Source organism: Pseudonocardia sp. HH130629-09, assembly GCF_001294645.1.
Classification (GTDB): Bacteria; Actinomycetota; Actinomycetes; order Mycobacteriales; family Pseudonocardiaceae; genus Pseudonocardia.
On sequence record NZ_CP011868.1, the window covers coordinates 5,548,568 to 5,568,835 of the forward strand.

20 protein-coding genes and 1 pseudogene are annotated in these 20,268 nt (G+C 73.0%); 8 read left to right on the forward strand and 13 right to left on the reverse strand.

What is annotated here, in order from left to right; genetic code table 11:
• Positions 1-4: 4 nt before the first annotated feature.
• The gene (aroQ, locus tag XF36_RS25935) at positions 5-478 is read left to right on the forward strand and encodes a type II 3-dehydroquinate dehydratase (RefSeq protein ID WP_198932352.1); all 474 of its coding nucleotides are present in this window, start codon (positions 5-7) and stop codon (positions 476-478) included.
• Here the strand turns inward: aroQ and XF36_RS25940 are convergent.
• Positions 421-897, reverse strand: a complete 477-nt coding sequence (locus XF36_RS25940; protein WP_202968452.1) for a VOC family protein — start codon at positions 895-897, stop codon at positions 421-423. The two genes, aroQ and XF36_RS25940, sit on opposite strands and share 58 nt — an antisense overlap.
• Before the next feature lie 125 nt (positions 898-1,022).
• On the opposite strand from XF36_RS25940, the gene XF36_RS25945 reads away from it, so the two are divergent.
• Entirely contained in the window at positions 1,023-2,012 is a 990-nt protein-coding gene (locus tag XF36_RS25945; protein ID WP_060713985.1) for a Gfo/Idh/MocA family protein, read from the forward strand.
• 159 nt (positions 2,013-2,171) lie between these two features.
• Positions 2,172-3,548, forward strand: coding sequence for an oligopeptide:H+ symporter (locus tag XF36_RS25950; RefSeq protein ID WP_349675579.1), 1,377 nt, complete (start codon positions 2,172-2,174; stop codon positions 3,546-3,548).
• 66 nt (positions 3,549-3,614) lie between these two features.
• Here the strand turns inward: XF36_RS25950 and XF36_RS25955 are convergent, their stop codons facing one another.
• From XF36_RS25955 to XF36_RS25965, 3 genes are read right to left on the reverse strand one after another with little or no spacing between them, the layout of a single operon-like run.
• A complete protein-coding gene (locus tag XF36_RS25955) occupies positions 3,615-4,022 on the reverse strand; it encodes a hypothetical protein (protein ID WP_060713987.1) in 408 nt (135 codons plus the stop codon).
• 9 nt (positions 4,023-4,031) lie between these two features.
• Entirely contained in the window at positions 4,032-4,451 is a 420-nt protein-coding gene (locus XF36_RS25960; protein ID WP_060714982.1) for a DUF1772 domain-containing protein, read from the reverse strand.
• Positions 4,448-5,311: an NAD(P)H-binding protein gene (locus XF36_RS25965; protein ID WP_064485695.1), complete on the reverse strand. Its 864-nt coding sequence runs from the start codon at positions 5,309-5,311 to the stop codon at positions 4,448-4,450. The genes XF36_RS25960 and XF36_RS25965 overlap by 4 nt, the downstream gene beginning before the upstream one ends.
• 122 nt (positions 5,312-5,433) lie before the next feature.
• On the opposite strand from XF36_RS25965, the gene XF36_RS25970 reads away from it, so the two are divergent.
• The 3 genes and pseudogenes from XF36_RS25970 (at position 5,434) to XF36_RS25980 (ending at position 8,219) form a co-directional block, all read left to right on the forward strand.
• Positions 5,434-6,483 carry an AraC family transcriptional regulator gene (locus XF36_RS25970; protein WP_060713989.1) on the forward strand — a complete coding sequence of 350 codons (1,050 nt, stop codon included), beginning with the start codon at positions 5,434-5,436 and terminating at the stop codon, positions 6,481-6,483.
• A gap of 414 nt (positions 6,484-6,897) precedes the next feature.
• Positions 6,898-7,625, forward strand: a pseudogene (locus tag XF36_RS25975) (SDR family oxidoreductase).
• A 54-nt stretch (positions 7,626-7,679) separates the two neighbouring features.
• Complete coding sequence (locus XF36_RS25980) at positions 7,680-8,219, forward strand: bifunctional nuclease family protein (RefSeq protein WP_060713990.1); 540 nt, start codon at positions 7,680-7,682, stop codon at positions 8,217-8,219.
• A 200-nt stretch (positions 8,220-8,419) separates the two neighbouring features.
• Here XF36_RS25980 and XF36_RS25985 read toward each other — a convergent pair whose 3' ends face one another.
• The 4 genes from XF36_RS25985 to XF36_RS25995 are packed head-to-tail and all read right to left on the reverse strand — an operon-like array spanning position 8,420 to position 12,276.
• Positions 8,420-9,697, reverse strand: a complete 1,278-nt coding sequence (locus XF36_RS25985; RefSeq protein ID WP_060714983.1) for a Gfo/Idh/MocA family protein — start codon at positions 9,695-9,697, stop codon at positions 8,420-8,422.
• 32 nt (positions 9,698-9,729) lie between these two features.
• Positions 9,730-10,851, reverse strand: coding sequence for a GMC oxidoreductase (locus XF36_RS25990; RefSeq protein ID WP_238589023.1), 1,122 nt, complete (start codon positions 10,849-10,851; stop codon positions 9,730-9,732).
• Positions 10,791-11,303: a hypothetical protein gene (locus XF36_RS34610; protein WP_238589024.1), complete on the reverse strand. Its 513-nt coding sequence runs from the start codon at positions 11,301-11,303 to the stop codon at positions 10,791-10,793. The genes XF36_RS25990 and XF36_RS34610 overlap by 61 nt, the downstream gene beginning before the upstream one ends.
• Before the next feature lie 40 nt (positions 11,304-11,343).
• On the reverse strand, positions 11,344-12,276 hold the full coding sequence (locus XF36_RS25995; protein WP_060713991.1) for a sugar phosphate isomerase/epimerase family protein: 933 nt from the start codon (positions 12,274-12,276) through the stop codon (positions 11,344-11,346).
• Between the two features lie 172 nt (positions 12,277-12,448).
• Here XF36_RS25995 and XF36_RS26000 point away from each other — a divergent pair, with 172 nt between their 5' ends.
• The gene (locus XF36_RS26000) at positions 12,449-13,090 is read left to right on the forward strand and encodes a TetR/AcrR family transcriptional regulator (RefSeq protein WP_060713992.1); all 642 of its coding nucleotides are present in this window, start codon (positions 12,449-12,451) and stop codon (positions 13,088-13,090) included.
• 98 nt (positions 13,091-13,188) lie between these two features.
• On the opposite strand, the gene XF36_RS26005 is transcribed toward XF36_RS26000, so the two are convergent.
• From XF36_RS26005 to XF36_RS26025, 5 genes are all read right to left on the reverse strand, one after another.
• On the reverse strand, positions 13,189-15,057 hold the full coding sequence (locus tag XF36_RS26005) for an ABC transporter ATP-binding protein (protein WP_060713993.1): 1,869 nt from the start codon (positions 15,055-15,057) through the stop codon (positions 13,189-13,191).
• Positions 15,058-15,106: 49 nt separating this feature from the next.
• Positions 15,107-16,342, reverse strand: coding sequence for a multidrug effflux MFS transporter (locus tag XF36_RS26010; protein WP_060713994.1), 1,236 nt, complete (start codon positions 16,340-16,342; stop codon positions 15,107-15,109).
• A gap of 101 nt (positions 16,343-16,443) precedes the next feature.
• Positions 16,444-18,765, reverse strand: a complete 2,322-nt coding sequence (locus XF36_RS26015; protein ID WP_082375923.1) for an FdhF/YdeP family oxidoreductase — start codon at positions 18,763-18,765, stop codon at positions 16,444-16,446.
• 126 nt (positions 18,766-18,891) lie between these two features.
• Positions 18,892-19,374 carry a carboxymuconolactone decarboxylase family protein gene (locus tag XF36_RS26020; RefSeq protein WP_060714985.1) on the reverse strand — a complete coding sequence of 161 codons (483 nt, stop codon included), beginning with the start codon at positions 19,372-19,374 and terminating at the stop codon, positions 18,892-18,894.
• Positions 19,375-19,415: 41 nt separating this feature from the next.
• On the reverse strand, positions 19,416-19,886 hold the full coding sequence (locus XF36_RS26025; protein WP_060713995.1) for an RrF2 family transcriptional regulator: 471 nt from the start codon (positions 19,884-19,886) through the stop codon (positions 19,416-19,418).
• Positions 19,887-20,082: 196 nt separating this feature from the next.
• On the opposite strand from XF36_RS26025, the gene XF36_RS26030 reads away from it, so the two are divergent.
• Positions 20,083-20,268 (forward strand): hypothetical protein, encoded by a 186-nt coding sequence (locus XF36_RS26030; RefSeq protein ID WP_020622302.1) that lies wholly within the window; start codon positions 20,083-20,085, stop codon positions 20,266-20,268.

Consider the following 20,268-nt stretch of genomic DNA (forward strand, 5'->3'; position numbering starts at 1 on the left):
GAGGATCACGGGTGTGACCACCGTCTTCGTGTTCAACGGCCCGAACCTCAACCTGCTCGGGACCCGCAAGCCGGAGGTGTACGGGACCACCGTGCTCACCGACGTCGAGGCGTTGTGCCGGGAGTCGGCCGCCGCGCACCACCTCGAGCTGGACTTCCGCCAGACCAACCACGAGGGCGTCCTCGTCGACTGGATCCACGAGGCCGGTACCGCGGTGAAGCGCGGCGACGCGATCGGCCTGGTCCTCAACGCCGCCGCCTACACCCACACCTCGGTCGCGCTGCACGACGCGATCGAGGGCGCCGAGCTCCCCACGGTCGAGGTGCACATCTCCAACGTGCACGGTCGTGAGACCTTCCGGCACCACTCGTTCGTCTCCCCGGTGGCGGCCGGGATCGTCGTCGGGTTCGGCATCGACGGCTACGCGCTCGCGATCGACGGACTCGTCCGCAAGGTGCGCCCGCTGCGCGCGGTCTGACCCGGGCTCACTCCCCGGCGACGGCCGACGGGTCCATCCACACGAACTCGAGGTGGTGGCCGTCCGGGTCGTCGATGCCGCGGCCGTACATGAAGCCGTGGTCCTCGGTCTTGCCGGACAGGGTGCCCGCCGGCGGCCAGACCGGCCTCGATCAGCCGGTCGACCTCGTCGCGGCTGTCCACGCCGAAGGCGTTGATGACCTCACGGGCGGTCCGCGGGTCGGCGACGCCGGGCCGCTCGGTGAACTCCCGGAACCGGTCCTGGGTCATCACCATCACGACGATGGCGTCGCTGACGACGAACGAGGCGGTGCGCTCGTCGGAGAACTGCTCGTTCAGCCCGAAACCGAGCGCGGAGTAGAAGGCCTTCGCCGCGGCGAGGTCGGCGACCGGCAGGTTGACGAAGATCATGTTCGGCATCGCGGGCTCTTGTGTGGACGTGACCCCGGGGGTTCCGGCGTTCGAAGGGGTGGGCAGGGCGCGGTGACCGGACTCATCGGCCGGCCGCCGGGAACTTCCGCGGGCCGACGGGCAGGATCGGGGCCATGAGCGTGAAGTGGGGAATCATCGGTCCGGGCCGCATCGCCGACGCCGTCGCGCCGGACTTCGCGCACGTGCCCGGCGCCGAGCTCGTCGCCGTCGCGTCACGTTCCGCGGAACGCGGCGCGGAGTTCGCCCGCCGGCACGGGATCGAGCGGGCGCACACCGGCTACCGGGCGATCCTCGACGACCCGGACGTCGACGTCCTCTACGTCGCGACCCCGCACCCGCAGCACCGGGCGATCGCCCTGGCCGCGATCGAGGCGGGCAAGGCGCTGATGGTGGAGAAGGCGTTCACCGTCAGCTCCGTCGCGACCCGCGAGATCGCCGCGGCCTCCCGGAACCGGGGGGTGTTCGTGATGGAGGCGATGTGGACGCGGTTCTTCCCCGCCGTCGTCCGGCTGCGCGAGCTCGTCGCCGAGGGCGCGATCGGGGAGGTCCGCTCCGTGCAGGCCGATCTCGGCGTGCGCAACCGCACCGCCGACGACGACCGCTTCTTCTCCCCGGAGCTCGGCGGCGGTGCCCTGTTCGACCTCGGCGTCTACGTGGTCTCCTTCGCCCAGATGCTGCTCGGCAGCCCGGGCACGGTCGCCGCGAGCGGCGCGCTGACGCCGTCCGGTGTGGACCTGGAGGAGTCGATCCTGCTCGGCTGGCCCGACGGCCGCAGCGCCGCGCTGCAGGTCAGCCTGCAGTGCGCGATGCCCGGCTCGGCCCGGGTGATCGGTACCGAGGGCTGGATCGAGGTGCCGCCGCGGTTCCACCACCCGGACCGGATCGTCGTGCACCGGCACGGCGCCGACCCGGAGGAGCTCGTGCTGCCGGCCACCGGGCGCGGCTACAGCCACGAGATCGAGGAGGTGACCCGGCGGGTCGCGGCGGGGGAGACGGAGAGCCCGGTCATGCCGCTGGCGGACACCGTCGCCGTCCAGGACGTCATGGCCGCCGTCGCGGACCGGGTCGGGATGATCCCGGAAGAGGGGCCCGCGTCCCTCTGACGGGTCGCGATGCGGTGACGGTCACCGGTCAAGCGCTTTACGATCGTTGCGTCGCGGAGTAGACCGAACGGCGTGTCCGACACCACGACCACACCCCGGCGCCGGGAGAGGACCTTTCTCGGCCACCCCGTCCAGCTCGCGACGCTCTTCGGCGTCGAGATGTTCGAGCGGTTCTCCTTCTACGGCATGCAGGGGATCCTGCTCATCTACATGTACTACTCGGCCACCCAGGGCGGCCTGGGGCTGGACGAGGGGGTGGCGGCGGGCATCGTCGGTGCCTACGGCGGCACCGTCTACCTCTCGACGATCCTCGCGGCCTGGTCCGCCGACCGGCTCTTCGGGCCCGAGCGGGTGCTGTTCGGCAGCGCCGTCTCCGTGATGGCGGGACACATCGCGCTGGCCCTGGTCCCCGGTGCGGCCGGGCTCGCGATCGGCCTGGTGCTGGTCGCGTTCGGCAGCGGCGGGATCAAGGCGAACGCCTCGACGATCCTGGCCTCGCTCTACGGCCCGGGCGACGACCGTCGCGACGCCGGGTTCTCGATCTTCTACCTGGGCGTCAACATCGGCGCCTTCAGCGGGCCGCTGCTCACCGGCGTGCTGCAGTCGACGTGGGGCTTCCACATCGGCTTCGGCGCCGCCGCGATCGGCATGGCGATCGGACTGGTCCAGTACTGGTTCACCCGGCGCGCGCTCCCGGCGTCGGGCTGGGTCGTCCCGAACCCGCTCCCGGCCGCCACCCGGACCCGGGCCGGGATCGGCGCGGTCGTGCTGCTGGTCGTCATCGGTGTCCTGATCGCCACCGACGTGATCACCGCCGACCGGCTGAAGTGGATCGTGTTCGGAATCGTCCTGGTCGCGACCGTCTCCTACTTCACGCTGATGCTGACCAGTCCCAAGGTGGACCGCGTCGAGCGCCGCAGGGTGCTGGCGTTCCTGCCGATGTGGCTCGCCTCGGTGATGTTCTGGGCGATCTTCCAGCAGATCTTCACCGTGCTCACCATCTACGCCGACAAGCGTCTGGACCGCACGATCCTCGGTTGGGAGATGCCGGTGACCTGGGCCCAGTCGATCGAGCCGGTCTTCGTGATCCTGCTCGCCGGCGTCTACGCGACGGTGTGGACCAAGCTCGGGCCGCGCCAGCCGTCGTCGCCGATGAAGATGGCGATCGGCACCGTCGTCATCGGCTTCGCGGTCCTGCTGTTCGTGCCGTTCGCGGGCACCGGGGCGAACGGCACGCCGCTGCTCGCGCTCGTCGGGATCCTGCTGGTGTTCTGCCTGGCGGAGCTGTTCACCTCCCCGGTCGGGCAGTCGCTGTCGACCAAGCTGGCGCCGCAGGCGTTCCAGACCCAGATGGTCGCGCTGTTCTTCCTGTCGGTCTCGATGGGTACGGTGCTCTCCGGCCTGCTGGCCGAGCTCTACAGCGAGGGCGCCGAGGTGGCCTACTTCGGCATCACCGGCGTGACGGCGATCGTGGTCGGCCTCGTCGTCGTCGCGCTCGTGCCGAAGCTGAAGGTACTGATGGAGGGCGTCCGCTAGATCCTGATCGAACACCGGTTCGATCCGTCCCCAGCTGTGCACAGTCCTGTGGACAACTCCGGTGGATCACCGACGACGGGTGCGCCGGACCGTCGGTGAGTCCATCGTGTCGCCGGCCATCTCCCGGGCGATCCGCACGACGTGCGCGCGGATGTCCGGGGGCTGGTCGGCGATCCGCAGCGCCAGCATCTCCAGTACCGAGGCCAGCCCGAACGCGATTTCGGGACGGCTGAGCCCGGCGTAGTGCGCCTGCACGGCCTCGTGTCGCAGGGCCGCCGCGGCGGCGAGCACCGTCTCGCGGTCGGTGCGCAGGGCGGCCAGTCGCTGTCGTTCGTGGATGTTCATGCTCCCCCGGTCGTCGTCGCGGAGCCGTCGCGGACGACGGCCGGTCCGCACCCGGGGGAGCGGGCGCGGCGACCAGCGTGCCCCGCCCTCCCCGGCCGGCGCCAGGCGGGTCCCCGAGATGTCGCACACATGTTCGACTCAGAGCAGCAGCAGGGCCACGCCGAGTGTCGAGACCGCTCCCCGGAGGTGGTTCGCGGCGCTCCAGCGCGGGGCGAAGGCGACCCAGTCGCCGTCGCGCTCCAGGGCGTTGTTGAGCGGGATGTTCACCGCGGCGGTCACGACGAAGCCGGCCAGCACCGCGACCCCGCCGGCGATCCGCAGCGGCTGCCCGCCGAGCACCCCGGCCACCGTCACCGCGCAGGTGAGCAGCGCTGTGCCGGCGAACAGTGTCCCGAACACCGGATTCACGATCGCCCGGTTCACCCCGCGCATCACCGCGGTCGCCTCCGTCGCGGGACGACGGCGCAGGGCGGGCAGCACCGCGACCGAGAACGCCAGGTAGATCCCGCCGAGCAGACCCGCCCCGATGGCGGCGGCGCCGTCGAGGACCCCGGTCATCCCGTCACCCCCGCCGCCCACTGCTCGACGGTCAGCACGTCGTCGACGGCGCCCCGCGGCCCGTGCGCGCGGATCTCCCCGCGGTTGAACGCCCGGTTCATCGCGACGTGCAGCCGCGCCCCGTCCGCCGGCATCCCGGCCCCACGCAGCAGCTGCTCCATCTCATCGTCCGGGACGCGCACGTAGGTCAGGTCCGGCAGGCCCAGCGCGGGCCCGAGCGCGGCGACGACCTCGGGCACCGTCCGGTCCGCCGCACCCTGCACCTCCACGACCTCCGGCGCGTCCGGGGCGAGCAGCGCCGCGGCGGCGGCCCGTCCGACGTCACGGGTGGCGACCATCGGCAGCGCGACGTCGGGGTCCACGGAGTCCGCGTGCACCCCGTGCGCCCGCATGGCGGCGAGCGACCACAGGAACGACTCCAGGAACAGGCCCGGCCGGACCCGGATGACGTGGGCGTCGAGCGTCGCCAGCCGGGCCTCCTGGTCGTGCAGGCTGCCCAGGTAGCCGGTCACGGCGAGGTCCGGGCCGCCCGGGACCTCCGCCCCGAGCGAGCTCAGCGCGACGACCCGGGGCACGGCCGCGTCGCGCAGCGCGGCGACGACGGACTCCCCGAGCCGGGCCTGGTGGGCGGCGTGGTCGGGCGCGGTGACGTCGAAGGGCAGCAGCACGAAGGCGGCGGCCGCTCCGTCGAACGCCCGGCGCAGGAACGCCCGGTCGCCGAGGTCACCCGGCCACGGCCGCACCCCCGGCGCGGCGCCGGCCGGGCGGCGGGCGACGGCGCGGACGTCCACCCCGGCCGCGGTCAGCTCCCGGACGACCTGTGATCCCACGTTCCCGGTCGCCCCCAGCACGGCGATCATGTCGAACTCCTCTCGTCGGTGTCCGTCCACGATCACCGCCGATGGGCGGACGCAGAATGGCCACACATCCACAAGTGATGCTCCTTCGTCCACAGATGGGGATGAGCTGTGGACGAACTGTCATGCTGTGCACCGTGTCCACCGCGCCGCCGTTCCCGGCCGCCGACCCGCTCGGGGAGGCGCTGCACGTGCTGCGGATGGACGGCGTCTTCTACTGCCGCTCCGAGCTCGGCGAGCCGTGGGGGATGACGCTGCCCGCGACGCCGGGCTGCCTGTGGTTCCACGTCGTCACCTCCGGCGGGTGCCGACTCACCGTCGACGGCACGGCCGAGGGCACGGCCGAGGGCACGGCCGAGGGCACGGCCGACGGGGCGGCGGACGGGACCGACCGCGAGCTGCGGCCCGGTGAGCTCGTCGTCGTGCCGCGGGGGGCCGGACACGTGCTGCGCAGCGCGCCCGGCGTGCTCGCCCCGGACATCCGGTCGATCCCGCACCCGATGCTCGACGGGCGCTACGCCCTGCTCCGGCACGGCGGCGACGGTCCGGTGACCCGGATGGTGTGCGGCGCGGTCCGGTTCTCCCACCCCGCGGCGGGCGACCTCGTCGCGAGCCTGCCCGACCTCGTCCGGGTGGAGCCGTCGCCGATCGGGGACCGGGTGCAGGACACGCTGCGGCTGCTGGCCGCGGAGGTCGAGCACAGCGGCCCCGGCAGCGACGCGGTGATCACCCGGCTGGCCGACGTCCTGGTCCTGCAGGCGGTGCGCGGCCGGCTGCAGGCCGACGCGGCCACCCGCACCGGCTGGCTCGGGGCGCTCGCCGACGACCGGATCGGCCGCGCGCTCGCCGCGGTGCACCGCGAGCCGGAGCGGGACTGGACCGTCGCCGCGCTCGCCGCGACGGCGGCCATGTCGCGCTCGGCGTTCTCCGCCCGGTTCACCGAGCTCGTCGGCGAGCCCGCGATGAGCTACGTGACCCGGTGGCGGATGCACGCCGCCGCCGAGTTCCTGTCAGGGGGGAGTGGGACGGTGGCGCAGGCGGCCCACCGGTTCGGCTACCGCTCCGAGGCGGCGTTCGCGCGGGCCTTCGCCCGCGTCGTCGGGGAACCCGCCGGACGGGTGCGCCGACACGGGCTCGCAGGCACGGCCGACGCCCTGGCCGCCTTCCGAACCTGATCCCGGGCCCTCGCACACACGTTCGACACAGGCCTGCTACGCTGCGACGACGCCGCCAGGAGGGGAGCAGTGCATCGAGTCGATCGTCTCGTATCCGGATCTCTCGTGACCGTCCTAGACGGCGGTATGCGGTGGCATGGGCGCGTGTCGATGTCATCGTATGGGGCTGTCTAGCCCATGGACGAGAGAGTGGTACAGAGCTGGATCGACGGTCGATACACTCGTCTGCGCTTCTCTCGGGTCGATCCGAGACAGGGCTAGAGGGCGCTACGTGCGCCCGCGCGCTCGGGTCGTCTGCGGCTCTCTAGTGCGCGCGCGAGACGGCCGGAGAGAGCCCGAGCTGCCGCCGACCGAGCCGGCCGCGTGACGATCTGAGTCCGGGGGCACCGGTCGGGGCCGTGGCAGGGTGGGCCCATGAGCGGTGTGGCGGTGGTGACCGGGGCCGGGTCGGGCATCGGCAAGGCGGTGACCCGCGGTCTGCTCGACGCCGGCTGGCGGGTCGCCCTGGCCGGTCGCCGGCGCGAGGCCCTGACCGAGGTCGCGACGGGACGCTCGCCGTCCCCACCGACGTCACCGACCCCCGGTCGGTCGAGGCCCTGTTCGCCGCGGTGCACGAGCGCTGGGGCCGGGTCGACCTGCTGGTCAACAACGCCGGCACGTTCGGCGCGGGCGGCACCGTCGACGAGATCTCCGTCGACGACTGGAACGCGGCCGTCGCGGTCAACCTCACCGGCTCGTTCCTCTGCGCCCGGGCGGCGTTCGGGGCGATGCGCGGCCAGGACCCGCAGGGCGGCCGGATCATCAACAACGGCTCGATCTCCGCGCACGTCCCCCGGCCGGGTAGCGCGCCCTACACCGCCACCAAGCACGCGATCACCGGGCTGACCAAGTCGCTCTCGCTCGACGGCCGTCCGTTCGGCATCGCCTGCGGGCAGATCGACATCGGCAACGCGGCCACCGAGATGACCGCGGGCATCGCCACCGGCGCGAAGCAGGCCGACGGCTCGGTCCGGCCCGAGCCCACCTTCGACGTCCGGCACGTCGCCGACGCCGTGGTCTCCATGGCCGGCCTTCCCCTGGAGGCGAACGTGCAGTTCCTGACGATCGCCGCGACGACGATGCCCTGGCTCGCCCGCGGCTGAGGATCGTCTCGTTCTGAGACTTCCGTCACCCCCCGTCGCGGGGACACTGGGCAGATGACCCGGACGATGCACGTCCTGCGCCTGATCGTGCACGCCAGATCACGCCAGCCGGTGCTGCTGCTCGGCGAGGCCGACGGCGACCGCTGCGTGCCGGTGTTCCTGCGGCCGCCGCAGGCCGAGGTCATCGCCGTCGGTCCGCGGGACGACGAGGGCACCCCCCTCACCCAGGACGTGCTGCTCCCAGTCGTCGAGGCGCTCGGGCGCACCCTGGAACGGGTGGAGATCTCCGACCTCGTCGACGGCGTCTACACCGCCGAGCTGGTCTTCGACGGCGACACCCGGCTGGTGGTGCGCCCCTCGGACGCGTTGGCGCTGGCCGTGCGCGAGGGGCTGCCGATCGGGATGGCCGAGCACGTCCTCGACGAGGTCGGCCAGGCCGTCGACGACGTCCTGCCCCCCGACGGCGACGACACCACCGGCGCCGCCGCGCAGGCCCGCGCCGCCACCGCCGGACCGGCGGACGCCCCACCGGAGCAGCAGATGCAGGAGTTCCGGGAGTTCATCGACGAGGTGTCCCCGGAGGACTTCCGCTAGGGTCCGACGCGCCCGGCCACCCGCACCGCGGCCGGCCGATGTGCAGGGGTGCCGTCCCGAAGCGGTTGCTCAGGCTCACCCGAAGCCGGTCACCACCGACGCCCGCCTCGACCACGATCCGCGCCGTCACGTCGCGGAGTTCGAGGTCGGCCACCCCACGTCGGTGACGGCCTGCGTCCAGCTCGCGGTCCAGGTCGGGCTCACGATCCCGCATCCCGGGGCGCGGCGGCCCGTGGGTTCCACGCCCCGCGGGCGACGGCGGGGACGAAGTCCGCGAACTCGTGCTCCAGCGAGACGGTGCGGCCCTGTTCGGCCGAGGCGTAGGCGGCCATCAGCAGGCGCACCACCTCCAGACCGTTGGTGAGCGACTCCGCGGGCTGCTCGCCGCGCAGGAACGCCGTCGCGAAGGTCGCGTTCTCCGCGGTGTAGCCGTAGCTCGCCGACTCGTCGGGGACGATCGGCATGAGGCCCTGCTCGGCGTTCTGCTTCTCCAGCAGGTCCTCGCCGCGGTCCTGCTCCAGCCTGCGGGACAGGAAGACCTTGGCCTCGGTGTCGAGGGTGTCGGCGGACATCGAGTACTCGGGGCCGAGCATCTCGAACGACAGCCGCAGCCCCGCGCCGACATAGCTCCACGAGGTGGTGGCCTCGACGACCACGGGCTCGCCGTCACCGTTGCGGAACTCGAAGACGGCGTGCGCGTAGTCCTCCGACGGCGTGCGCCGGTAGTCGGGGACGCCCGGGTACCGCTCCAGCAGCTCGGTGGCGTAGCGGGCGCGGCCCCACTTGAGGGAGGCGATCGAGGCCGACACCGAGACCGGGGTGAGCCATGTCGCCGGGTCGGTCCCGGGCGGGGTGAGCAGGTAGCGGCCGGCCTCGACGGAGTGGCACATCATGTCGCTGAGGACGCCGCCCCCCTCCTGCTCGCCGTCCCAGAACCAGGTGCTGTGCGGGCCGGAGTGCTCCTCGGCCGCGCGTGCCAGGTAGGGCGACCCCGCTGCCGGGACCGCCCGGCCCCAGACCAGCGCGTGCGAGCGGACGATGGCCGGTGCGAACACCTGGTTCTCCAGGTAGCCGTGCAGCAGACCGGCGCCGGTCACGAGCGCCAGCACCTCGGCCGCCTCGGCCACCGTGCGCCCGAGCGGCTTCTCGATCGCGATCCCACGCAGCTGCGCCCGGCCCGCGCTCACCTCCCCGCAGATCGCGCGGACGACCTCGAGCCGGGCGTGGTTGGGCACCAGCACCCAGACCGCGTCGACCCGGGGGTCACGGACGAGTGCGGCGACGTCGTCGTAGGCGGTGACGGCGGACCCGACGCCGAGCCCCTCGGCCTCCCGGGCGAGCACCTCGGCCGAGGTGAGGCTGCGCGAGGCGGTGGCGACGACGTCGCCGTCGCGGACGCCCTGCCACGACCGGACGTGGAAGCGGCCGATGAATCCGGCGCCGACGATGCCGACGCCCAGTGTCGTACGGGTGGCCATGACGTGCTCCTTCGTGGTTCGGGGTCGCCGGTCTACGCCGTGGCCGCGGGGGTGGCGCTGCGGGTCGAGGTCAGGCTCCGGACGATCGCGGTCGCGGCCCGCCACGCCAGCGCCACCGTCGTCAGCGTCGGGTTGGACGCGGTCGAGGTGGGGATGACGCCGTTGCCGCCGACGTGGAGGTTGTCGACGCCCCAGACCCGCAGCCACGGGTCGCAGACCGAGGAGCCGTCGTCGGTCTCGCCCATCCGGACGGTCCCCTGGTAGTGCAGTGAGGACCCGCCAGCGGCGAGTGCCGGGGGTTCGTGCAGCGTGCCGATCCGGCGCGCTGCGCGGACCGAGTTGCTCGTCATCTGCTCGATCGTCGCCCGGTCGCGGTCGGTGTGGGAGTAGCGGATCCGCATCCGCGGCATGCCGTAGAAGTCGGTCTCGGTGTCGCTGAACTCGACGGCGTCGGTGGAGCGGAGGTCCTTCGCCCCGTACCAGGCCAGGACCGCGAGCCGGGCGGAGGCGTCGCCGTCGTCGAGCGGGTCGCCGCCGCCCAGGCTCATCCGGTAGGCGGAGTTCGCGAGCAGCATCACCCCGCCCTGCATGGGGCGGGCGTCGGAGAACGGCGTCAGTACCGGGCGGACGTTGCGGGGCTCGGGTGGGAACAGCGCCGGGTTGAACTCGTCGGCCAGGGACACGAACGAGGTCACCTGGAAGTGCTCGTTGAGGTACCGCCCGAGGGCGGCCGGGCGGATGCCCGAGGCGTACAGGACCTGCGGCGTGCGCAACCCGTCGGCACACACGACGACGTGCCGGGCGCGCACCTCGTAGCTCCGTCCCGACCGTCGGTCCTCCAGCACCGCGCCCACCGCGGTGCCGTTCTCCACGATCACCCGCCGAGCCAGGGTCTCGGTCCGCAGCTCGAAGCCGGGCACCGTGGCCTCGAGGTCGCCCAGGATGCCGCCGGTCCCGCTGAACCGCAGCGTGTCGCCCTCCCAGTGGGTGGCGGTCGGCATGAACCCGGTCGGGGTCAGCCCCGGCCCGTCGAACTCGTCGGCCAGCGCCGACCGGACCGCTTCGGGCAGCCCGTGGCCCGGCGTCGGCGGGGTCATGGTGCCCAGCAGCCGCTCGGCGTGGTCGAGGGCGGCGTCCATCTCGGCGGCGGGCACGAACGGGATGCGTTCGGACTGCTGCGGGCGGGGGCTCGAGGTGCCCCAGTGGATCCCCATCCCCCGACCCCGCTGGCCATGCTGGCCGCGGGCAGCCCGACCTCGCCCGGGGCGGGGGCCGGCCGCGGGTCGGCGAAGAACAGGCCCGGCAGGATGGTGTGCCGGAACTCCAGGCTGGGGTCGATGCCGTCGGCGACGTCGGACAGCGCGGCCGCCCGCTCGACGCCGCTGTCCGGGCCCTGGGTGAGCAGCTGGGCCGCGGCCCGGTCGTCGTCCGACATGTTCTGGGTGTGGTCGCCGCGGACCCCGGGGACGGCCGGTCCGACCTCGACCATCAGGATCCGAGCCGTGGGGACGGCGTCCCCGATGGTCCGGGCGTAGGTGGAGCCGGCAGGGCCGCTCCCGATCACGAGCACGTCGACTCGGGGGGCGTCGGCGTCGATGGAGGTCATCTCGGTCCTCTGCGAGGTCGGTGGGGTGGGCCGGTGCGGGTCAGCGGGTGGTGGCGAACGCCGCGGCGGTCAGGTCGAGCACCCGCCGGGTCCTGGCCCACGGGTCGCCGCCGGTGCCCTCGTACTCGACCGTCAACGAGCCCCGGTAGTCGTGCCGGGCGAGGATCGCGAACGCCCGCGGGAGGTCGACGAGCCCGACGGTCCCGTCGTCGTCGACGTCGTGGGCTTTGACCTGGACGAGCTCGGCGCGCGCGGCGAGCGCGTCGATGCCCCGGTAGACGGGCTCGAGCGCGGCGCTGCCGCGCGGCGGCAGCGGTGGGCCGTCCGGATCGTCGGTGAGCACCGCCGCCATCGGGACCGTGATCGCGTCGAAGTTGCCCAGGTCCAGCAGCAGGCCGAGGTTCTGCTCCCCGACGGCGTCCAGCAGCCGGTTCATCCAGACGGCATTGCTGGACGGCCCGCCGTGGTTCTCCACGAGCAGTCGCACGCCCTGCTCGCGGGCGTGGGCGCCGAGTACGGACAGCGCGTCGACCAGGTGCTCCGGCGGGGTGATCCCGTGGTTCGGGCTCAGCGGCGAGCCGGGGTTCACCCGGACGAAGGTCGAGCCCAGTGCCGCGCACCGGTCGATCCAGGTCGTCAGGCCCGCGACGTCGTCGGCACGCCGGACGGGGTCCTCGGTGAGCAGGTCGCCGACGTCGACGGCCACGTTGAGCAGCCGCGTGCCGGCGGCCGCCGCCTCCGCGGCGAACCGGTCGAGCCGGGGGTCCTCCGGGCCGGTGAACTGGAACGCCACCGTCTCCACCCCCGCGACGCCGAACCGGTCGGCCGCCAGACGGGGGAACTCGGCGATGTCGAACAGCGCCGGGAAGTCGGTGCTGAACCGGATCTCGCGTCCGTCGGGAGCGACGACGGTGAGGTCGATCGGTCCGAGCTGCTCACGCAGGCTGAAGGACGACACGGACAGGATGCTCATCGGGTTTCCTCTCGTAGGGGCCCGTCATGCCGGGTCCGCTCGCTGCAGGCGAGTCCCCCGTGCAGAACCGAGTTATGAGTAGTGATCCCTGATTGGTAGTCACTACCATATTGTGGTGACACCTTGTCGGGTGTCAAGTCCGATCGGGAGTCGGGCCGGGTACGATCGCGCCATGGGTCTGCGGGAGATCAAGGCGGCGCGCGCCCGGCAGCGGATGATCGACGTCGCAGTGGAGCTGTTCCTCGAACAGGGCTACGACGACACGACGATGGAACAGATCGCCGAGCGTGCCGAGGTCGGCACCACGACGCTCTACCGGTACTTCCCGACCAAGGACCTGCTGCTGCTCGACCGGGTCGTGCGCGGCATGGACCTCGGGGAGCGCCTGCGGGAACGGCCCCCCGGCGAGCCGGTCGGTGAGGCGTTGACCGCGGTGCTCCGCGCGGCCGCGGCCGACTTCGACGCCCCGGACCTGCGCATACCCGAGATCCGGCAGCTGGTGGACATGGCCCCGGTTCCCCGGGCGCGGCTCTGGGACTTCCAGCTGAGCGGGCGGACACAGCTGGAGGCCGCCCTGGCGACCCGGATGGGGCGTCCCGCGAGCGACCTCTCGGTGCGGCTCACGGCGGCGTTCGCGCTGGAGGTGCTCATCATCAGCGAAGATCTGCGCCGGTCGCGCGGCTACGCGCCGTCCGCCTCGGAATCGCTCGAAGAGGTGCTCGCCGGCCTCGCCGGAACCGAGATCGTGCTGCCCGCCATCCCGTCCACGGTCAGGCCGGCGACCGCGGGGAGCTCGCCTGACAGCACCGGGTGAGCTGCTCGGTCTGGGCGGGACGGACCCCGACCGCCCCCGCCGCCCGACCCACCTGCCGCCACCGGGTCGACCACGCTCCGGGTGTCCATCCCCGGCCGTCACGCCTGGACGGCCGATGCCGGCGCCGCACCGGCCCACAGCTCGGCGTAGCGCCCGCCCCGGGCCAGCAGCGCGGTGTGGTCCCCGCGCTCGACGATCCGGCCCCGTTCGAGCACGAGGATCTCGTCGGCGTCGCGGACGGTGGACAGCCGGTGCGCGATGACGAGCGCGGTCCGCCCGTCCAGCGCCTCGGCCAGCGCCGCCTGCACCGCGGCCTCCGACGTCGTGTCCAGGCTCGCCGTGGCCTCGTCCAGCACCACGATCCGCGGTCGTGCCAGCAGCACCCGGGCGATCGTCATCCGCTGGCGTTCCCCGCCGGAGAGCCGGTACCCCCGCTCCCCGACGACGGTCGCGAGCCCGTCCGGCAGCGACGCGACCAGGCCGTCGAGCCGGGCCCGGCGCAGCGCGGCCCACAGCTCGGTGTCCGTCGCCTCCGGCGCCCCGATCCGCAGGTTCGCCGCGACCGTGTCGTGCAGCAGGTGCCCGTCCTGGGTCACGAACCCGACCGCGCGGTGCACCGACGCCGCGGTCAGCTCCCGCACGTCGACACCGCCGATCCGGACCGCCCCGGAGGTGACGTCGTAGAGCCGGGCGAGCAGCTGGGCGACGGTGGACTTCCCGGCCCCCGACGAACCGACGACCGCCACCATCGCCCCGGGTGTCGCGGTGAACGACACGTCGTGCAGCACCTGCTCACCGCCGCGGGTGTCGAGCGTCGCGACCTCCTCCAGCGACGCCAGCGACACCTGGTCGGCGGTCGGGTAGGCGAACGACACCCGGTCGAACTCGACGCCGACCGGCCCGTCGGCCACCGGGCGCGCGCCCGGCGCGTCGGTGATCATCGGCTCCAGGTCGAGGACCTCGAGCACCCGCTCGAAGCTCACGAGCACCGTCATGATCTCCATCCGGGCCCCGGCCAGCGCGGTCAGCGGCTGGTAGAGCCGGGTCAGCAGCAGCGCGAGTGCCACGACGTTCCCCGCGGACAGCGCCCCGGCCAGCGCGAACCCGCCCCCGACGCCGTAGACGACGGCGACGGCCAGCGACGACGCGAGCGTCAGCGCCGTCACGAACGTCCACTGCAGCATCGCCGAGCGCACCCCGATCGCGCGGACCCGGTCGGCCCGCTCGGCGAACTCCGCGGACTCCTGCTCCGGGCGGCCGAACAACGTGATCAGGGTGGCGCCGGGCGCGGAGAACCGCTCGGTCATCCGGGTGCTCATCGCCGCGTTGTGGTCCGCGGCCGCCCGCTCCAGCGCGGCCAGCCGCCGTCCCATCAGCCGGGCCGGGACCAGGAACGCCGGCAGCAGCAGCGTCACCAGCAGGGTCACCGGCCAGGAGATCACCAGCATCGCGGCGAGCGTCAGCGCCAGCACGACGACGTTGGACACCACCCCGGCGAGGGTGTCGGAGAACGCCCGCTGCGCCCCGAGCACGTCGGAGTTCAGCCGGGACACCAGGGCGCCGGTGCGGGTGCGGGTGAAGAACGCGACCGGCATCCGCTGCACGTGGTCGAACACGGTGGTCCGCAGCTGGTGGATCAGGCTCTCGCCGAGGTTCGCCGAGTACCAGCGGGTCAGCATCGACAGCGCCGCCTCGACCAGTGCGACGGCCGCCATCAGACCGGCCAGCAGCGCGAGCACCGACAGCGGCTCGCCGCGGGTCACCGCGTCGGTGGCCCGCCCGGCGAGCAGCGGCACCGCCACCGTCAGTACGGCGGCGGCGGTGCTCACGGCGAGGAACGCCGCGATCCGCCGTCGGTGCGGCCGGGCGAAGTCCAGGATCCGGCGGGCCGTCTCCCCCGCAGGGCGGGTGCGCCTGCCGGGTTCGGTGCTCGCGGTGCGCAGGGCCGTCCAGGTGCTCGCGTCCATGGTGCGGGACGCTATGAACTGAAGCTGGATTCAGGTCAAGGGTCGGCCGTCAGGCGGTCGCGAGCTCGGGCTCCTCGTTCAGGTCCGGCAGCGTCCACGGCCGCGCGACGCCGACCAGTGCGATCCCGGCGAGCGCGATCGCACCGAACATCGCGGTGCCCATCGCGGCCGCGTCGTTCCCGAGCAGCCCGACGACCGGGGACGTCGCCGCGCCGATCCCGAACTGCAGCGACCCCAGCAGCGCCGACGCCGTCCCGGCGGACTCGCCGTGCCGGGCCAGCGCCAGCGCGGGCGCGTTCGGCAGGACGAAGCCGCAGGCCAGCAGCAGTGCCCACACGCCGGCGAGCACGGCGGGCAGCCCGCCGGTGCCGGTCGCGGTGAGCACGGCCAGCACGAGCCCGACGAGCACCCCGGCGGCGACGGCGGTCGACATCACCCGGCGGGGCTCGACCCGGCGCAGCAGCACCGGGTTGAGCTGGGTGCCGACGACCAGCCAGATCGCGCCGGCGCCGAAGGCGATGCCGAACGTCTGCTGGTCCATCCCGAACTGCTGCTGGTAGACGTACGCGGCGCCGGAGACGTAGCTGAACAGCGCGCCCATCGCGAGCCCGGCGACGAGCACCAGCCCGACGAAGGTCCGATCGCGCAGCAACCCGCCGTAGGTCCGCAGCGTGGGGCCGAACCGGGCGGACCGCCGTCGTCGAGGGGGCAGGGTCTCGGGCAGCCCGGACGTCACCACGACCAGCATGACCAGGCCGTAGCCGGCCAGGAACAGGAAGACCCCGCGCCAGGAGACCCAGTTGAGCAGGGCGGCGCCGAGGGTCGGTGCGAGCACCGGGAAGGCGCCCATCACCAGGATCAGCCGCGAGAGCATGGTCGCCGCGGCCCGGCCGGTGAACAGGTCGCGCACCACGGCGAGGCCGATCACCGCGCCTGCCGAGGCGCCGACGCCCTGCAGGACACGCAGCACCGCCAGCACCTCGATGCTCGGGGCGAGGGCGACCAGCGCCGAGGCCAGCACGTGCACGGCGGTGCCGGCGAGCAGGAGCCTGCGCCGGCCGTAGGCGTCGGACAGCGGGCCGATCACCAGCTGGCCGAGCGCCAGACCGGCGAGCGTGCCGGTCAGCGTCAGCTGCACGACCGGCTCGGACGCGACGAGGTCGCGCCCGACGTCGGGCAGTGCTGGCAGGTAGGTGTCGATCGTGAGCGGGCCGAGTGCGATCAACGCACCCAGGATCAGCGCGATCCGTAACCGGCTCGGCGCCGTGACTGCGGTCGTGGTCACCGGTGTGTCCCCCCTCGTGTGGCCGCACGGTGCAACCTCACGAGGGGTGACGCCGATTCCGCCCGGGGGCCACCGGGCAGGTGAGCGCGCTCACACGTCGATCACCGGGTGGCGGGCTCCAGCCGGACCTGCACCCACTTCGACGTCGGGCAGCGCGACGCCTCGGCGTAGGACTCCAGGGGGATCAGCGGGTTGGTCTCCGGGTAGTACGCGGCGATACAGCCCTTCGGCGTCGAGTAGGACACCAGCCGGAAGTCGTCCGCGCGCCGCTCGCTGCCGTCGGTCCACTCGCTGACCAGGTCCACCGTGTCGCCGTCGGCGAAGCCCAGCTCGCGCAGGTCGGCGTCGGAGATGAACACGACCCGGCGGCCGGAGTGGATGCCGCGGTAGCGGTCGTCCAGGCCGTAGATCGTGGTGTTGAACTGGTCGTGGCTGCGCAGGCTCTGCAGGACCAGGCGGCCCTCGGGCAGGGTCACCACCTCCAGCGGGCTGACGGTGAACTCCGCCTTGCCCGACGCCGTCGGGAAGGTGCGGCTGTCCCGGGGCGGGTGGGGGAGGGTGAACCCGCCGGAGCGGGCGACCTTCTCGGTGTAGGCCTCGCAGCCCGGGACGACCCGGCCGATCCGGTCGCGGATGCGGTCGTAGTCGGCGGCGAAGTCGGCCCACGGGACGAGGTGGTCCGCGCCGAGGGTGGCCCGCGCGATCCCGCACAGGATGTCGACCTCGGACCGCAGCAGCTCCCCGGCCGGCTCCGAGCGGCCGTGCGAGGCGTGCACCGCCGACATCGAGTCCTCGACGGTGACCCGCTGCGCCCGGCCGCCGGTCAAGTCCTTCTCGGTGCGGCCGAGAGTGGGCAGGATCAGCGCGTCGGTCCCGGCGACGACGTGCGACCGGTTCAGCTTGGTGGAGATCTGTACGGTCAGCGAACAGCGCTCCAGTGCGGGCTCGGTGACGCCGGTGTCCGACATCGCCTGGGAGAAGTTGCCGCCCAGCCCGACGAAGACGCTCGCCCGCCCGTCCGCCATCGCCTGCACCGCGGCGACCGAGTCGTAGCCGTGCTCGCGGGGCGGCTCGAGGCCGAACTCGTCGCGGATCGCGTCGAGGAAGCTGTCCGCGACCCGCTCCCAGATGCCCATCGTGCGGTCGCCCTGCACGTTGGAGTGGCCGCGGACCGGGCACAGGCCCGCGCCCGGCTTGCCGATCATGCCCTGGAGCAGGGCGACGTTCACCAGCTCCTTGATGGTGGCCACGGCGTTGCGGTGCTGGGTGATGCCCATGGCCCAGCAGTTCACGATCCGCTTCGAGGTCGCGAGCATCTCCGCGGCCTTCTCGATCTCGCCCCAGGTGAGCCCGGTCGCGGCGACGACGGCGTCGCGGTCCAGATCCTTCACGTGCGCGGCGTAGGCCTCGAAGCCGTGGGTGTGGCGCTCGATGAAGTCGCGGTCCAGCACGCTGCCCGGGTCGCGGTCCTCGGCGGCCAGCAGCAGGTGCCCGAACGCCTGCCACAGCGCGAGGTCGCCGCCCGAGCGGATCTGCAGGAACTCGTCGGCCAGGTGGGTGCCGATGCCGCTCATGCCCCGCACGGTCTGCGGGTTGTCGAACTTGAACAGCCCGGCCTCGGGCAGCGGGTTGACGGCGAGGATCCGCGCGCCGTTCTTCTTGGCGATCTCCAGCGCCGAGAGCATGCGCGGGTGGTTGGTGCCCGGGTTCTGCCCGGAGATGACGATCAGGTCGGCCTCGTGCAGGTCCTGCAGCGAGACCGAGCCCTTCCCGATGCCGATCGCCTCGGCCAGGCCGACCGAGGTCGACTCGTGGCACATGTTCGAGCAGTCGGGCAGGTTGTTCGTGCCGTAGGCACGGGCGAACAGCTGGTAGACGAACGCGGCCTCGTTCGAGGCCCGGCCGGAGGTGTAGAACAGCGCCTCGTCGGGGCTCGACAGGCCGCGCAGGTGCGTCCCCACCAGGTCGAACGCGTCGTCCCACGAGATGGGCTCGTAGTGCGTGCGGCCGGCCCGGCGGACCATCGGATGGGTCAGCCTGCCCTGGCTCTCCAGCCAGTGCGCGCTGCGCTCCCGCAGGTCGGCGATGGAGTGCTCGGCGAAGAACTCGGGGGTGACGCGACGGTTGTCGCCCTCCCAGGCCACGGCCTTCGCGCCGTTCTCGCAGAACTCGGCGGTGTGCCGCTCGCCGGGTGCCGGGTCCGGCCAGGCGCAGCTCATGCAGTCGAAGCCGTCGACCTGGTTCATCGTGAGCAGGTTCTTGGCGGACTTCACCACGCCCTGTTCGGCGAGGGAACGCTTCATGGAGATGGCAACGGCCTTCGCCCCGGCGGCGGAGGTCTTCCGCTCCGAGACGCGCAGATCGGACTCCTCGGTGTCGACCGGGGGGTGGATCGGGGCGCTGTTGACCGGGGTGGGGGACACGGGCACCTCATCTGGAACACAACGACGGCGGAACGGGCCAGATTACCCACGGAGGCGGGGCAGGGAAACGATGCTGCCCCGCCGTGGGACGTGACGACCAGCCGGTCCGCGGATGCGTGGAAAAGGTCAGGGCCGCCCCGCGGCCGCGGCGCGGCGGTGGCTCCCCGCCACCTGCCGGGTGGCGACGCTGATCCGGTTCCAGGCGTTGATGGTCGCGACGGAGACGACCAGCTGGGTCAGGGCCTTCTCGTCGAAGACGGCGGCGGCCTCGTCCCACACCGGGTCCGGCACGGCGTCGGGGCGGTCGGCGAGCCGGGTGAGCTCCTCGGTCAGGGCGAGCGCGGCGCGCTCGGCCCTGCTGAACCACGGGGCCTCCCGCCAGGCGGCGACGGAGAGCAGGCGCTCCACGCTCTCCCCGGCGTCGAGCGCGTCGTGGGAGTGCATGTCCACGCAGAACCCGCAGCCGTTGACCTGCGAGGCGCGCAGCCGCACGAGCTCCTGCAGGGCGCGGGGGAGGACGGTGTCGTCGCGGGTGGAGGACTCCAGCGCGAGCAGCGCGCGGTAGCCGTCCGGGACGTGGCGGTAGGGCCGGGTGATGCGCGGTTCCATGAGGGTCTCCTCCGGGTGGGTGGTGGCCGTGGCCGGTGCGGTCACGGTGCGAGCGCGGCCCGGACACGCTGCGGCGCCTCCGGGGCGGTGCGGACGACGTCCGCGGCGACGTCGGCGAGCGAGCGGCCGGCCAGCTCCCGGCGCCAGGCCAGCTCGGCCGAGCGCATGGACAGCGAGATCGCGCAGCGGCCGGAGTAGTCGAGCGACGGGTCGCCGCCCGGTGCCGCTCCGAGGATCGAGGTGCAGCGGAACGCGTCCTCCGGTCCCTCGACCGCGACGACGACGTCGAGCAGCGACACCTGCTCCGTCGGTCGGGCGAGCCGGAAGCCGCCGCGCGGGCCCGGGACGGACTCGCAGATCCCGGCCCGGACCAGCGTCTGCAGCTGCTTGTTCAGGTACGCGGCCGGCAGGTCGTAGAACCCGGCGAGCCGGGCGCCGGGCACCGCGTCACCGACCCAGGCCAGGTTCAGGCAGCAGTGCAGTGCCCATTCGACGCCCTGTCCCATCCGCATGATCTGGACACTACATATCCTGGATATGAGATGTCCAGGAATTGACGTGATCATGGTCTCGGCGAGTGTGTCCGACAGATGACGGCAAACGCATCGATGTAAGCGGTCAGTTACAGGTACCGCCCGAACCTGGAAATCGGGTGCACCGGTCTTCCACTGTCGGCCCGTACGAAAGCCCCCGAAGGAAGGAACCACCATGGACAAGCGTCGTATCGCCGGTCTGGCCGCTGCCGCCGTCGCCGCCCCGCTGCTGATGCTGGGTCTCACCGGCACCGCCAGCGCGGCGGAGATCACCCCGATCGCCGAGGTCGTCGACAGCACCGTCGCCGACCTGTCGTCGACCCTCGGTGCGGTCCTCGACGCCCTGGGCCTCGCGGCCTGA

Excerpts from the sequence above, each read along its gene's own strand:
- XF36_RS25940 (WP_202968452.1), bottom strand. The coding sequence starts at position 897 with ATGCCGAACATGATCTTCGTCAACCTGCCGGTCGCCGACCTCGCCGCG.
- XF36_RS25945 (WP_060713985.1), top strand. The coding sequence starts at position 1,023 with ATGAGCGTGAAGTGGGGAATCATCGGTCCGGGCCGCATCGCCGACGCC.
- XF36_RS25950 (WP_349675579.1), top strand. The coding sequence starts at position 2,172 with ATGTTCGAGCGGTTCTCCTTCTACGGCATGCAGGGGATCCTGCTCATC.
- XF36_RS25960 (WP_060714982.1), bottom strand. The coding sequence starts at position 4,451 with ATGACCGGGGTCCTCGACGGCGCCGCCGCCATCGGGGCGGGTCTGCTC.
- XF36_RS25965 (WP_064485695.1), bottom strand. The coding sequence starts at position 5,311 with ATGATCGCCGTGCTGGGGGCGACCGGGAACGTGGGATCACAGGTCGTC.
- XF36_RS25970 (WP_060713989.1), top strand. The coding sequence starts at position 5,434 with ATGCTGTGCACCGTGTCCACCGCGCCGCCGTTCCCGGCCGCCGACCCG.
- XF36_RS25980 (WP_060713990.1), top strand. The coding sequence starts at position 7,680 with ATGACCCGGACGATGCACGTCCTGCGCCTGATCGTGCACGCCAGATCA.
- XF36_RS25985 (WP_060714983.1), bottom strand. The coding sequence starts at position 9,697 with ATGGCCACCCGTACGACACTGGGCGTCGGCATCGTCGGCGCCGGATTC.
- XF36_RS34610 (WP_238589024.1), bottom strand. The coding sequence starts at position 11,303 with ATGACCTCCATCGACGCCGACGCCCCCCGAGTCGACGTGCTCGTGATC.
- XF36_RS25995 (WP_060713991.1), bottom strand. The coding sequence starts at position 12,276 with ATGAGCATCCTGTCCGTGTCGTCCTTCAGCCTGCGTGAGCAGCTCGGA.
- XF36_RS26000 (WP_060713992.1), top strand. The coding sequence starts at position 12,449 with ATGGGTCTGCGGGAGATCAAGGCGGCGCGCGCCCGGCAGCGGATGATC.
- XF36_RS26005 (WP_060713993.1), bottom strand. The coding sequence starts at position 15,057 with ATGGACGCGAGCACCTGGACGGCCCTGCGCACCGCGAGCACCGAACCC.
- XF36_RS26020 (WP_060714985.1), bottom strand. The coding sequence starts at position 19,374 with ATGGAACCGCGCATCACCCGGCCCTACCGCCACGTCCCGGACGGCTAC.
- XF36_RS26025 (WP_060713995.1), bottom strand. The coding sequence starts at position 19,886 with ATGCGGATGGGACAGGGCGTCGAATGGGCACTGCACTGCTGCCTGAAC.
- XF36_RS26030 (WP_020622302.1), top strand. The coding sequence starts at position 20,083 with ATGGACAAGCGTCGTATCGCCGGTCTGGCCGCTGCCGCCGTCGCCGCC.